At 40.0% G+C, this 13,797-nt stretch carries 13 protein-coding genes, 1 tRNA gene and 1 riboswitch; of the genes, 13 read left to right on the top strand and 1 reads right to left on the bottom strand.

The window, feature by feature from the left end:
• Positions 1-221 precede the first annotated feature (221 nt).
• Positions 222-326, top strand: a riboswitch (TPP riboswitch).
• 103 nt (positions 327-429) lie between these two features.
• From thiW to J6O61_RS13335, 13 genes are all read left to right on the top strand, one after another.
• A complete protein-coding gene (gene thiW / locus J6O61_RS13395) occupies positions 430-963 on the top strand; it encodes an energy coupling factor transporter S component ThiW (RefSeq protein ID WP_292214225.1) in 534 nt (177 codons plus the stop codon).
• Positions 963-1,826: a hydroxyethylthiazole kinase gene (locus J6O61_RS13390; RefSeq protein WP_292214222.1), complete on the top strand. Its 864-nt coding sequence runs from the start codon at positions 963-965 to the stop codon at positions 1,824-1,826. The genes thiW and J6O61_RS13390 overlap by 1 nt, the downstream gene beginning before the upstream one ends.
• 57 nt (positions 1,827-1,883) lie before the next feature.
• The gene (thiE, locus tag J6O61_RS13385; protein ID WP_292214220.1) at positions 1,884-2,528 is read left to right on the top strand and encodes a thiamine phosphate synthase; all 645 of its coding nucleotides are present in this window, start codon (positions 1,884-1,886) and stop codon (positions 2,526-2,528) included.
• A 26-nt stretch (positions 2,529-2,554) separates the two neighbouring features.
• Positions 2,555-3,403 carry a bifunctional hydroxymethylpyrimidine kinase/phosphomethylpyrimidine kinase gene (gene thiD, locus J6O61_RS13380; RefSeq protein ID WP_334299807.1) on the top strand — a complete coding sequence of 283 codons (849 nt, stop codon included), beginning with the start codon at positions 2,555-2,557 and terminating at the stop codon, positions 3,401-3,403.
• Between the two features lie 38 nt (positions 3,404-3,441).
• Complete coding sequence (gene thiC / locus J6O61_RS13375; RefSeq protein ID WP_292214214.1) at positions 3,442-4,746, top strand: phosphomethylpyrimidine synthase ThiC; 1,305 nt, start codon at positions 3,442-3,444, stop codon at positions 4,744-4,746.
• A gap of 162 nt (positions 4,747-4,908) precedes the next feature.
• On the top strand, positions 4,909-5,466 hold the full coding sequence (gene efp / locus J6O61_RS13370) for an elongation factor P (protein WP_292214211.1): 558 nt from the start codon (positions 4,909-4,911) through the stop codon (positions 5,464-5,466).
• Positions 5,467-5,593: 127 nt separating this feature from the next.
• Positions 5,594-6,493, top strand: a complete 900-nt coding sequence (locus tag J6O61_RS13365; RefSeq protein WP_292214209.1) for a DUF5688 family protein — start codon at positions 5,594-5,596, stop codon at positions 6,491-6,493.
• 45 nt (positions 6,494-6,538) lie between these two features.
• Positions 6,539-6,610: transfer RNA gene (locus J6O61_RS13360), tRNA-Arg, on the top strand.
• A 47-nt stretch (positions 6,611-6,657) separates the two neighbouring features.
• A complete protein-coding gene (locus J6O61_RS13355) occupies positions 6,658-7,956 on the top strand; it encodes an SH3 domain-containing protein (protein WP_292214206.1) in 1,299 nt (432 codons plus the stop codon).
• Between the two features lie 26 nt (positions 7,957-7,982).
• Positions 7,983-9,143 (top strand): Gfo/Idh/MocA family protein, encoded by a 1,161-nt coding sequence (locus tag J6O61_RS13350; protein WP_292214201.1) that lies wholly within the window; start codon positions 7,983-7,985, stop codon positions 9,141-9,143.
• 12 nt (positions 9,144-9,155) lie between these two features.
• Positions 9,156-10,697 carry a cell wall hydrolase gene (locus tag J6O61_RS13345; RefSeq protein WP_292214199.1) on the top strand — a complete coding sequence of 514 codons (1,542 nt, stop codon included), beginning with the start codon at positions 9,156-9,158 and terminating at the stop codon, positions 10,695-10,697.
• A gap of 237 nt (positions 10,698-10,934) precedes the next feature.
• On the top strand, positions 10,935-12,281 hold the full coding sequence (gene gdhA, locus J6O61_RS13340; protein ID WP_292214196.1) for an NADP-specific glutamate dehydrogenase: 1,347 nt from the start codon (positions 10,935-10,937) through the stop codon (positions 12,279-12,281).
• Between the two features lie 170 nt (positions 12,282-12,451).
• Positions 12,452-12,610 (top strand): hypothetical protein, encoded by a 159-nt coding sequence (locus J6O61_RS13335; RefSeq protein WP_292214193.1) that lies wholly within the window; start codon positions 12,452-12,454, stop codon positions 12,608-12,610.
• Positions 12,611-12,655: 45 nt separating this feature from the next.
• Here the strand turns inward: J6O61_RS13335 and J6O61_RS13330 are convergent, their stop codons facing one another.
• Positions 12,656-13,792 (bottom strand): DUF4317 domain-containing protein, encoded by a 1,137-nt coding sequence (locus J6O61_RS13330; RefSeq protein WP_292214191.1) that lies wholly within the window; start codon positions 13,790-13,792, stop codon positions 12,656-12,658.
• Positions 13,793-13,797: the final 5 nt, after the last annotated feature.

Below are 13,797 nucleotides of genomic sequence, written 5' to 3'. Positions count from 1 at the left end.
CGTTTATATTATATACCATAACGATGTAAAATGCAATAGAAAAACCCAGAAAAAGCAAGATTTTTTCTGGGTTTGAGACAATTTTAATATGTGATTTTTAATCGTTAGGGTTGTGCGTCAAGCTAGGGTCTGAACTGTAACTCTGACCAGCCAAAAGATAAATAAAGGACAAAATATCCCTTGCGCCGGATAATGAATTGGTGTATAAAAAGAAAGGAAAATTTAACAGACGGGAGCTTGTATTACAGGCTGAGAGGAAGGTGCGACCTTCGACCGAGAACCTGATTTGGATAATGCCAACGTAGGGATGCCTGATAATAGGAGATTTTAGCGGAAGCAACCAAACAAGGTTACTTCCGCTTCTGCTTTACACGCAAAACCTTCAGGGAGCAGAGTCGTATGCAAGCCGTCTGGGAATAGGAGAAGACTATGAAAAAAAGTAACTATTTAATCAGGATGGTGATGCTGGCCATGTTTGTGGCACTTGGGGTTGTGATATCACCTATCTTAAGGGTTGAGGGAATGTGCCCCATGGCTCATCTTATTAACATCACCTGCGCAGTATTTATGGGACCGGCCTATGCATTTTTGTGCGCTGTTTTAATTGGTGTCATAAGAATGATGATAATGGGAATTCCTCCCCTGGCACTGACAGGAGCTGTTTTTGGAGCAGCCCTTTCTGGTATTTTATACAAATTATCCAAAGGCAGGATCATTGCTGCAGTTCTTGGAGAAATCATTGGAACCGGAATCATTGGAGCAATCGTTTCATATCCGGTAATGACATATATCTGGGGCAAACAGGGACTTACATGGTTTTTCTATGTGCCATCTTTTATCTGCGGAACTCTGATAGGCGGAAGCATCGCGTTTGTACTGCTTAACAGATTAGAGGCAGCAGGTGTCCTTTCTAAAATCCAGAATAGCTTAAAAGATACTAATTCAAACGAAAAGGCGGCATAATGGCAAATCTCATTCATTGTATTACAAATCCGATATCGATGATGCAGTGTGCCAATGCGGTTTTGGCTCTCGGCGATAAGCCCATAATGGCAGAGCATCCCTTGGAGGTAAAAGAAATAACCAATGATTCTTCAGCTCTTCTTTTGAATCTGGGAAACATCTCTGATTCAAGGATGGAGTCTATGAAGATATCTCTCCAAGCAGCACTGTCAAAAAAAATCCCGATAGTACTTGATGCTGTGGGAGTTGCGTGTTCAAGGCTTCGGAGGGATTTTGTCGGTGAGCTTTTGAAAATAAGAAAAGAATCCGTTGGCGATATTGGTAATTTCGAGAGTTTTATGGTTGTCAAAGGAAACAATGCAGAAATAAAAGCACTTTTTGATGACACATACAAAGGCAAAGGTGTCGATGCAGATGAAGAAATAAAAATAAAAGATATTGCCCAAATATGTGAAAAGCTGGCCGCAAACCTAAATGTAACAGTTCTGTGCAGTGGTGAAAAAGACATTGTCACCGATGGTAAAGAAACTTTTCTTGTTTCAAACGGAGTAGAGCAGATGGGAAACATAACCGGAACAGGATGTATGCTCGGAGCCATATGCGCAAGTTTTCTTTCCAAAAAGCAAGATATCGGGCAGGTTGTAAGAGCCTGCGGATTTTTTGGAATTGCCGGAGAGTATGCATACAAAAGCTATCCTGAAAATGAAAACATTGGATATAAAGAAGCTATAGCTGAAACAACAGGACTACGTGAAAAAAAGATAGGAAGCGGAAGTTTTCTGATAAAGCTTTTGGATGCCATATCTCTTTTAAGTGGTGACTATGTTGACAGGCAGATTAAATCAGAAAAGATAAGTTTTTAAATGCGGAGAAATAAAAAAGCAAAATATCAGCAGTACATAAAGAAAAGGAATATATAAATGACAAGACTGAAAAAAAGTCAAATGAAGCTGTATCTGGTCACAGACAGTACAGATATGACTGAAGAAGTTTTTTTAAAAAAGGTCGAGGATGCCCTAAGGGGTGGTGTGACCATGCTTCAGATAAGAGAAAAAGAAAAAAGTACAAGAGAGTATATATCTCTTGCTGACAAGGTGCATAAAATAGCCAAAAGATATGATGTGCCGCTTATTATTGATGACAGAGTTGATGTGGCAATGGCTGTTGATGCGGAAGGCGTGCACCTTGGACAGAGTGATATGCAGGTAGATATTGCCAGAAAAATACTCGGAGACGGGAAGATAATAGGTGCCACCACCAAAACTCTTAAGCAGGCAGCCACAGCATACGAAAATGGTGCAGACTATCTGGGAGTTGGAGCCATATATCCCACAACAACCCATGTTAAGACAGTTATAACTTCTGTTGATACGTTAAAAGAAATCTGCAGAAACGTCCCGATTCCGGTAAATGCCATAGGAGGTCTTAATAAAGATAACATAAGTGTCCTTAAAGATGCTCCAATATCCGGTATATGCGTGGTTTCAGCCATTATGAAGTCAGAAAATCCATATATGGCGGCAAAAGAATTGTTTGAAGCTTATACGGTTCTGAAAACGGAGTAGTTGTTATGAACGGTGGATCAAAAGAGATAAAGACAGTACTTGCGATTGCCGGGAGTGACTGCTCCGGTGGAGCCGGTATTCAGGCAGATCTAAAGACAATGGAAGCCCATGGAGTATATGGAATGAGCGTCATAACGGCCCTGACTGCTCAAAACACTACCGGAGTAATGGGGGTAAGGGCTGTGGATGGTGATTTTGTCCAAAAACAGATGGAGGCGGTTTTTGAGGATATTTTTCCCGATGCTGTAAAAATAGGAATGCTTCCGGATATAGAAGTCATGAGCGTTGTGGCTGATGCATTAAAAAAATACAAACCTTCTTATGTTGTTTTGGACCCTGTTTTGAGTTCAACATCAGGAACTAAGTTTTCCAAAAAAGATGAAATTATGTTTATGAAAAAAAAGCTCTTTTGCCTGTGCAGTCTCATAACCCCCAATATCCCCGAAGCGGAGATATTAAGCGGAAGGAAAATAAACTCTAAAAGTGATATGGAGGAAACAGCCCTCTTTTTGGCTGATGAATATGGCTGCAGCGTTCTTTTAAAGGGCGGACACAGCTCTTTTGATGAGAATAGGCTGTGTGCGGATTGCCTGTGCTTTATTCCGGATAAGGCAGGCGATAACAGCACCAAAGGCCAAATCGTATGGTATGACGGAAAAAGAATCGACAATCCAAATACCCATGGCACCGGGTGTACGCTTTCAAGTGCAATAGCCTGTAATCTGGCAGGTAATATGGATATGAAAATGTCTGTAAAAAAGGCAAAGAACTATATCGAAAGCTGTATAGCTGCGGGATTAAAGCTCGGAAAAGGAAGAGGACCTCTTTTGCATAATGTTTTGCAGGCTTGTGCAAATGTAAAGCACGAAGCGTGAATTTGAAAGTAATGAATAAAACTGTAAGGAGATAAAATATGACGAATTATACAACTCAGATGGATGCTGCAAGAAAGGGAATCATAACCCCTCAAATGGAGGCGGTTGCCCATGATGAATACAGAACGGCTGAGGAAATAAGGGAACTTGTGGCAAAAGGTCAGGTGGCAATTTGTGCCAATAAAAATCATAAATGTTTAAAACCAAAGGGAGTAGGCTCAATGTTAAAGACCAAGATTAACGTGAATCTTGGGGTTTCAAGGGACTGCAAGGATTATGATGTTGAGATGGAAAAAGTGATGGCGGCTGTAAACATGGGTGCTGATGCCATTATGGATCTGTCTTCCCACGGAAACACACAGCCCTTTAGAAAAAAGCTTGTTGAAGAATGTCCTGTTATGCTCGGAACAGTTCCTGTTTATGATAGTGTTATTCACTATCAAAGAGATTTATCGGAACTGACAGCTAAGGATTTTATCGATGTTATAAGGCTTCACGCTGAGGATGGAGTTGATTTTGTAACTCTTCATTGTGGGATAACAAGAAAAACCATTGATCAGATTAAAAAGCACAAGAGAAAAATGAATATTGTTTCAAGAGGCGGCTCTCTTGTATTTGCATGGATGAGCATGACAGGGCAGGAGAATCCTTTCTACGAATACTTCGATGAGATATTGGAAATATGTAGAGAATATGATGTGACAATATCTCTTGGAGATGCTTGCAGACCGGGCTGCCTTGCCGATGCAAGTGATGTCTGTCAGATAGAGGAACTTGTAAGGCTTGGAGAACTTACTAAGAGAGCCTGGGAAAAAGACGTGCAGGTAATGGTAGAAGGACCGGGGCACGTTCCGATGGATCAGATTGAGGCCAATATGAAAATGCAGCAGACAATATGCATGGGCGCACCATTTTATGTACTTGGCCCTCTGGTAACCGATATTGCACCGGGATATGATCATATTACTTCGGCAATCGGCGGTGCCATCGCCGGGGCAGCAGGGGCGGCATTTTTATGCTATGTAACACCGGCAGAACACCTTGCTCTTCCTAATGTTGATGACGTTAAACAGGGAATTATCGCATCGAAAATTGCTGCGCATGCGGCAGATATAGCCAAAAAGATTCCTCATGCCATGGATATAGACAATGAAATGGCAGATGCCAGGAAAAATTTTGACTGGGATAAGCAGTGGGAATGTGCCATCGATCCGGAAACGGCTAAAGCAATAAGAACTGACAGAGCCCCTGAATTTGATGATACCTGCTCAATGTGCGGTAAGTTCTGTGCAGTCAGAAGTATGAACAAAGCTCTTGCCGGAGAACATATAGATATATTGTGACAGGCCTTCATATAAAAAACTATTTGCTGTTGATTGACTTCATTATAAAAAACAGTTGAAAAAAATAGGGTTATAGTTTAAACTATACTAGTTGTTTGATGTAAAAATTTATATTGTTACTTTCTTAAAAGCAGATAGTGACGTTTTTTAGGAGGATTTTTTATGATTTCTGCAAGTGATTTCAGAAATGGTATGACCATCGAGATCGATGGTAACGTATGTCAGATTATTGAATTCCAGCATGTTAAGCCTGGTAAGGGCGCTGCTTTCGTTAGAACAAAGCTTAAGGATATCATCAATGGCGGTGTTAAAGAGACAACATTCCGTCCTACTGAGAAGTTCCCTGCAGCTCGTATCGACAGAAAAGATATGCAGTATCTCTATCAGGATGGCGATATCTATAACTTCATGGATTCAGAGACTTATGAGCAGATCGGCCTCACATCAGAGCAGGTTGGAGATTCTCTTAAGTTCGTTAAAGAGAATGAAGTATGCAAGATCAATTCTTACAATGGAAGCGTGTTCGCAGTTGAGCCTCCAATGTTCGTAGAACTTGCTATCTCTGAGACAGAGCCTGGATTTAAGGGCGACACAGCAACAGGTGCTACAAAGCCTGCTACAGTTGAGACTGGTGCTACAGTTTATGTTCCTCTCTTTGTTAACGAAGGAGATGTTATCAAGATTGATACCAGAACAGGTGAGTACCTTTCAAGAGTTTAATCTGTATATAACCGTATCTGATTCATTTGGATCATAATTTTATAGAAACGAATGTAAGACAATAGTTGACAATAGCTATTGTCTTATTTTTTTACTTTTTTATCAAAACAAATGGAGAGGAAATTAAATGAATATATTGGAATTTGGAAAAATCATGTCAGAGGAAGTCAGTGATGTATTGGGAGAAAAGGTGAATGTAGAGTATAGAGAAGTAACCAAAAATAACGGAATAGTTAATCATGCTCTTATTATTAAGAAAAAAGAGGAAAACGTGGCTCCCACAATCTATATTGACCATCTTTATGATCAGTATAAAGATGGCAAGGTGCTTATGAGCATTGTGAATGAAATAGTTGATATATATAAACAGAATGCACCGGGAAAAGGTGTAGATATGACTTTTTTTGAAGATTTTTCAAAGGTTGCAGCGCTCCTGTCATTTAAGGTCATAAACTATTATAAAAATCAGAAATATCTTGAAGATATACCATGTAAGAGGTTTGCGGATTTGGCACTGGTGCCTGTTTGCCTGATACACAATGAAAAGCTTGGGGATGGAAGTATCACTATAAAAAGTGATCATCTGAAAGTTTGGGAAGTTAGCGAAAATGAGCTTTGGGAAAATGTGTTTGAGAATGCACCAAAGATCTCGCCGTACTCATTTTCCAATATTTCAGAGTATCTTGTAAAGCAAAGTGATGCCATGCTCATGAATCCGTTTCCTGATATGTTTGTTCTTACCAATAGTGCCAAACATAATGGGGCAGGAGTTTTTCTTTACCCAAAAGTTATTGAGACAATTTCAAAGAAACTTGAAAGCAGTATTGTGATAATCCCTTCATCTGTGCATGAGGTAATAGTCCTTCCCTACGACAGGGTGAAGATTGAAGCCGGGGCCATATATCAAATGGTAAAAGAGGTCAATTCTTCGGTTGTTGAAGAGGGTGAGATATTAAGTGATAATGTCTATTATTATGACAAAGAGACAGATAAGATTGGAATATTACAGGAAGAAATAGCTATATAAATTGGACTTTAGGGTGCGCATATGATATTATATTCGAGTGTTTATGCACCCGTAGTCTAATGGATAAAACGTAGGCCTCCGACGCCTTTGTTGCTGGTTCGAGTCCAGTCGGGTGCATCATTTTAGATATAGTGGGGATTAATATAAATCCAGAGGTTTTTATAATGAAGAAAAAAAATGATTTAAATTCTTGGAGAAAAGAAAAAAAAGATATATTTGCCATATTAGGGGACAATAAAAAAATATTGATGCCGGTTATTTTGATTGTTGCAGTTGTGATTACTGTTGCAATAGCTTTGAGCGCCAATCACAGGGCTACCGAGCTGGCGCAGGCATCATCTGATTCGGATGCAGCTGCGACTTATGAGATTCAGGATGTAACTATGGAAGAAAATGCTTATCCTGAAGTTAATGCACTGGTTGACACATACTATACAGCTATGGCAGAAGGTGATTCTGAGACCATTAAGTCAATTTATAAGGGACTTGATGAGACTGAAGCTCTGAAAGCTGTTGCTGCAGCAGAATATATCGAGGATTTTGAAAATATTGTAGTTTATACAAAACCGGGACCTCTTACAGGAAGCTACATCGCTTATGTGTACAATGAAGTTAAGCTTTATGATTATGATAAGGCTATTCCCGGACTTGAGACAATGTATATCTGCTCTGACGATGACGGTAATCTTTATATCAACGGAGATATCGCTGATGCCAATGAAATTGAGTATATCAAGAATGTAAATGTTCAGGCTGATGTTATTGACCTTAATAATAAGGTTGCTTCAAGCTATAACGAAATGGTTAATTCAGATGAGACTCTTGCAGAGCTCCTCACTAAGATGAGGTCAGGACTACAGGTTTCTGTAGGTGAGGCACTTGCTTCATCAGAGGCCAGTGCATCTGAAACCTCTGAGGATGCATCAGAAACAGATTCAAATGCAGAGAGCTCTGAGGCTGCTTCTACAGAAGAAAGTGAGACTGAAACAGCTATAGTTCGTACAATTAAAGCAACTGATGTTATTAACATAAGAAAATCCGATAGTGAAACTGCAGATATACTCGGTAAAACTACTAAAGGACAGGAATTTAAACAGCTTGAAGCACTTGCAAACGGCTGGAGTAAAATTGAATATGATGGCGGAGTCGCCTACGTGAAAACTGAATTTTTTGAGGTTATAAGTGAGGAAACTGTAGAAGCCGATACCGATAATGAGGAGACTGAAAGCCTGGCTGATGCTGACGAGACTTCTACTGCTGATAAAGATACTTCTGCTAAGACCGGGAAAATGACGGTCAATGATTCTGTAAGACTTCGTAAGTCTCAGAGTACTGATTCAGAGATACTTGAAATGATTTATTCAGGCTCTGCTGTTAATGTGGTGGAACAATATTCAAATGGTTGGGCAAAAGTAGAGTATAATGGAAGTACGGGATACGTTAAGTCAGAATTCCTTGAATGATTGCTAGCAAAAAGGAGGCATACCATATGTTTGGACGCACTAGAGTTGCTATTATGGGAACAGGTAAGATTGCCGGAGTTATGGCACAAACCCTTAAAAATACAAAGGGTGTGACTTGTTATGCGGTTGGATCCAGAACTGAGAACAAAGCCAGGGAATTTGCATCAAGATATGGCATAAAAAGACATTTCGGTTCATATGAAAGTCTTGTAGCTGATCCTAAGGTTGACCTTGTATATGTAGCGACGCCTCATTCTGAGCATTTTGAAAATGTTAAGCTTGCTCTTTTAAACGGCAAGCATGTACTGTGTGAAAAGGCTTTTATGCTTAATGAAGAGCAGGCCAAAAATATTTTTAAGCTTGCTGAAGAAAAAAATCTTTTGGTAGTAGAGGCCATGTGGGTAAGATTCATGCCAATGAGAAATAAGCTTATGGAGATTCTTGCCTCGGGTGTAATAGGCGAGCCCACAATGCTGACTGCCAACCTTGGATATAACATTGCTGCAAAAGAGAGAATTGCCAAGCCTGAACTTGGAGGAGGCGCACTCCTTGACCTTGGCGTTTATGTGCTTAACTTTGCGTCTATGGTCTTTGGAGATGATGTGACTGATATTGTTTCCATGTGTTCATTTAATAATTTTGGTATGGATCTTCATGATAGCATTACCTTGAGATACAGAGATGGGAAAATGGCAGTATTGAATGCTTCAGCTCTTTCTGTCAGCGACAGAAGCGGTGTTATCTACGGAAGCAAAGGATATATCGTTGTAGATAATATAAATAATTTTGAGGGAATTACTGTCTACGATTCTAATCATAAAAAAGTTGCCTATTATAAGAGACCAAAGCAGAAGACAGGTTACGAGTATGAAGTTGAGGCGTGCGTAAGAGCACTAAATGAAAAGTGGCTTGAATGTCCTGAAATGCCTCACTCAGAAACTTTAAAGATTCTCAATATGATGGATTTCATACGAAAGACCAATGGTATAAATTTCCCTATTGAGAAAGACAGCGCTTTGCAGGAACAGGTTATAAGTTCGGATAGTTCCGAACCTGAGGCTTTGGAATGCAGGGAAGAAAACGAAAAAGACAGTTTGCAAGAAACAGTTAGTGATACAGAAGCCGGTGAGGGAGCTTCTGAAATAACGGCAGAAGAAAATATGGGGGCTATAGAGGACAAAGAGTAAAACGAGGAGTTTATGCGCGGAAAGTTTTTGTTGGGTATTTTGCTTGTAGCAATCATAGTGGGAAGTATGCCGTTTACCAGCTTTGCTGATGAGTATGATGAAACTATTGCTGCAATGCAGGAACAGGAAGCACAGACTCAGGCAGAGATATCTGACCTTGAAAAACAAACTAAAGAGACTCAGGATGCTATCAGTACGCTTCAAGGACAAAAGGCACAGACTCAGAGCAACGTATCTAATCTGGAAAGTCAAAGTAGTGTCTTGCAGAGTACCATCAATGGCTATTCCAACAAGCTTGATTCTCTTAATGAGGAAATATCAGAAGCTGAAGAAGCGATGGCCGAAGTTTCTTCGGAAATAGTTAAGCTTAATTCAGAACTTCAGCAGGCTAAGGCTGAAGAGCAGGAAAGATATGAACTTCTAAAAAAGAGATTAAAGTCTACTTATGAAAAAGGCTCGGGTGCGGGCCTTCTTCAGATTCTATTAGTTTCCGGTACTATTCAGGAGTTCCTGACCAAATTTGAATATTTGAATGCGATCATAGAATATGATCAAAAGAAAATTGTTGAGTACAAAGAATTGCAGGCTGATATAGAAAGCAAGAAAGCTGTAGTAGAAGAAAAAGAGGCAGAACTTGATAAGTATCAGGGTGAACTGGATGAGAAACACGATGAACTTGCTGATTTGACAGATACCGTCAGGGGACAGCTCAGCAGTACCAAAAACAGTCTTTCTTCTGAAAAAAGCAAGCTTGCTGATTACGATAAACAGCTTACTGAACTGGATACCAAAATGAAAGCTCTGGAAGCAAAGACTGCAGCGGCGCAGGCAGCTTTGGCTAAACAGATTGCTGAACGACTTGCAATTACAAAGGAAGATACTTCCGGATCTTACGCTGCAAGTGCAGATGAACTTACCTGGCTTGCTGCTACAATACAGGCTGAAGCTGATGGCGAATCCTATACCGGTAAACTTGCGGTTGGTTCTGTTATTATGAATAGAGTTAAAAGCTCTGCTTTTCCCAATACTGTTGTAGGAGTTATAACTCAAAACATGCAGTTTGCATCATATCGCTCAGGTAAGGTTGAACTTATCATTTCAAACGGTCCTAATTCCACATGTATCAGAGCAGCTCAGGAGGTATTGGACGGAGCCCGTGTTGGTGATTATCTCTTTTTTATGACGCAGTATTGGGCAGATTATTATGGCATTGCTGAATACGAGATGATAGGAAACCACGCATTTTTCTACAGATGGATAGTAAAAGAAAAAACTGAGGAAGAAGAGTCAGAGGAAAATACGGAAGAGAGTACTGACGAGAGCACCGAAGAAAGTACTGAGGAAAGTAACGAAGAGAACACCGAGGAAGAAAGCGAAAATAATTCAGAGGAAACTGACGAATCCTCTGAAGATTCCAACAGTGAAGGTGATAGTGTGGGAGAAAGCGAAGAATCTGAATCTACGGACGAATCTAATGATGAATCCGAATCTTCGGATTCATCGGAAGATTCGCAGGAACAATCTGAAGAAAGTTCAGATAATGAAAGTGAATAAAAATAAAAAATAAAATTTGCTATTGCACTTTAAATTACTAAAATGTATAATCGTATACATGTGATGATGTTTGCGCAATGGGGCGTGGAGACCGTTGGTTTCTTACGCCCTTTTATTGAATATTTTTATAAAATGTTCAATAAAAATTATTCCGCAAGGTGCGCAAAGATTTCCAAAGCGAAATCATATTATACTAATGTATTTGCTATGTGCCAAGGCACAGGAAGGAGAATGAAAATGTCATACGTTGATGAGATCTACAACTATGTTGTAGAAAAGAACCCAGCTCAGCCGGAATTCCATCAGGCAGTTAAGGAGGTACTTGAATCACTCCGTGTTGTTATTGAAGCTAATGAGGAAGAATATCGTAAGGATGCTCTGTTAGAGAGACTGGTAACTCCTGAGAGACAGATTCTTTTCAGAGTTCCGTGGGTAGATGATAAGGGACAGGTTCAGGTAAACAACGGTTTCCGTGTTCAGTTTAATTCAGCAATCGGACCATACAAGGGAGGTCTTCGTTTCCATCCTTCAGTAAATCTTGGAATTATCAAGTTCCTTGGCTTTGAACAGATTTTCAAAAACTCACTTACAAGCCTTCCTATTGGTGGTGGTAAGGGTGGTTCTGACTTTGATCCTAAGGGCAAGTCAGACAGAGAAGTTATGGCATTCTGCCAGAGCTTTATGACAGAGCTTCACAGACATATCGGTGCAGATACTGACGTTCCTGCCGGAGATATCGGAGTAGGCGGACGTGAGATTGGATTCTTATATGGTCAGTATAAGAGAATCAAGGACGTATACGAAGGCGTTCTTACAGGTAAGGGACTTACATATGGTGGTTCACTTGCCCGTACACAGGCTACAGGATATGGACTTGTATATATTACACAGGAGCTTTTAAAGGATCACAACAATGACCTTGCAGGTAAGACAGTTGTTGTATCAGGTGCAGGTAATGTTGCTATCTACGCTATTGAGAAAGCACAGCAGCTCGGTGCCAAGGTTGTTACATGTTCAGATTCAACAGGTTGGATTTATGATCCTGAAGGAATTGATGTTGCACTTCTTAAGGAAGTTAAGGAAGTTAAGAGAGCACGTCTTTCAGAGTATGCTGCTGCTAGAAAATCAGCTGAATATCACGAGAAGAAGAACGGCGAGCATGGCGTATGGAATGTTAAGTGTGATGTTGCACTTCCTTGCGCTACACAGAACGAGCTTGACCTTGACGATGCAAAGGCACTTGTTGCAAATGGAGTAGTTGCTGTATGTGAAGGTGCTAACATGCCATCAACAATCGAGGCAACAAAGTATCTTCAGGATAACGGTGTACTCTTTATCTGTGGTAAGGCTTCAAATGCCGGTGGTGTTGCAACTTCAGCTCTTGAAATGAGCCAGAATAGTGAGAGACTTTCATGGACATTCGAAGAAGTCGATAATAAGCTCCAGGGAATCATGGTTAATATCTACAAGAGCATTTCTGAAGCAGCCAAGAAGTATGGCAAGGAAGGCGACTATGTGGCAGGAGCAAACATTGCCGGATTCCTTAAGGTTGCAGAGGCTATGAAAGCTCAGGGCATTGTTTAATAATCTCTTTTGAATAAATTATTCATGCTTTGGTCAAAAATCTGATTTTGTTTTTCGAGAACACAGTTATTTCACACTTTTTTGTGAAAAATGTCATTGAATAATTAATGAAAAACAGATAATATAAATCACGCTACTGTTGTTGGTCTTTTATAAATGGAGGCGACGATATGGGTGAATGGAAACAGGTTTTTGACCGAGTAATGGATCAGTTATATAATCATCCTGAGGAGATGCGTGCAAGACTTCTTAATAAGTACGATAACTATAATTACAAAATTGACAATCAGCCTAAGACGGCGATAGAGATGCTTCGCAGCATGCACTAATACAAAAAGAGCTTTTACTTACAAAAAAGTAAAAGCTCTTTTTCTTTACTTGTTCATGAATGTTCTTACATTGATTCCGTTTACTTCAATATGATCATCTACGGCAATTACAAGGCATTGTCTGCCGTCCACTATCTTTGATTCAACAAGATCTGTCCGATCGGGTTTTACTTTGATTACGACATCAGGAGTTTCGATATCGAATTTTTTGGTGTTGGCAATATTGCTGGCAAGAAGAGGAAAATCCTCGTCCCCTGCACATTTGGTGTAGTTTTCTTCAAAATAACCAAGTCTTTCCTCAGAAACACCACTGTCCTGAAGGAGTTGCTTCACATCTTTTTTTGAAAGCTCTAAAGGTTCCGGATCTCCTTCGTGATCTTCAATCATATCATTGAGATTGTCGTGGATATTTTTCATGATATCATAGTCGGCATCTTCTCCGATTGTGTTCTGAACAACCGCATCAAATATATCCTTCTGCTCAGGAGCAGATATAGGAGCTCTTCCGCCGAACATAGCTTCAACAAATTCAGGCTGAAGATCATCGGGCTTTTTGGTGAAATAGAGCATATTGTGGATATCTGTATCTCTCTCTATAAAAGCAGGGAAAAGAAATCCTTTTGTGGGACCCTCTACAACCCAGTCGCGATATCTGTCTTCAATCACATTTTTGGATTCATTATACCCGAGACCGGCTTTTGATAACTTTACAGGGCATATGCTGCAAAGAATGTAATCGTAAATCTTATCGGATGCGTCCTCCATTTCGATGCCATCATTTGTGACACCCGGAATGTCATAGACTGCGTGAACGACTATAATATAATAGTTTTCACCATTAATATAATTGGCGATGATCTTATCGTAGAATTCATCTACAAGCTCATCGTCTTCGAGCCTTGAATTACGTAAAGTCAAAAGAAAGTCCTGAGTTCCTCCCGGTTGTTCCTGGTCAAGAGGAAACTCAAGACTGATCAGATTCTTGCCAAATGTACCTGCAAGTGTATGCTGGAAAATATCAAGATATTTAAACATCTCTTCTTCAGGAAGTTGTCCAAAGGCCTTTCTGAAAGTAAGTCTCTTGTTTTTTTCGTGATCAACGTAGCATCCGCAGATGTGATCAATGGTGCATCTGTCTGGTGTAAACTGTTTCTTGATTTCTAGTGTTTCTGCCTTATTCATTATAA

The organism is Butyrivibrio sp. (assembly GCF_017635265.1).
Lineage (GTDB): Bacteria > Bacillota > Clostridia > Lachnospirales > Lachnospiraceae > Butyrivibrio.
Note: the sequence above shows the minus strand (reverse complement) of the source record. Positions and strands in the feature narration are given on the sequence as shown.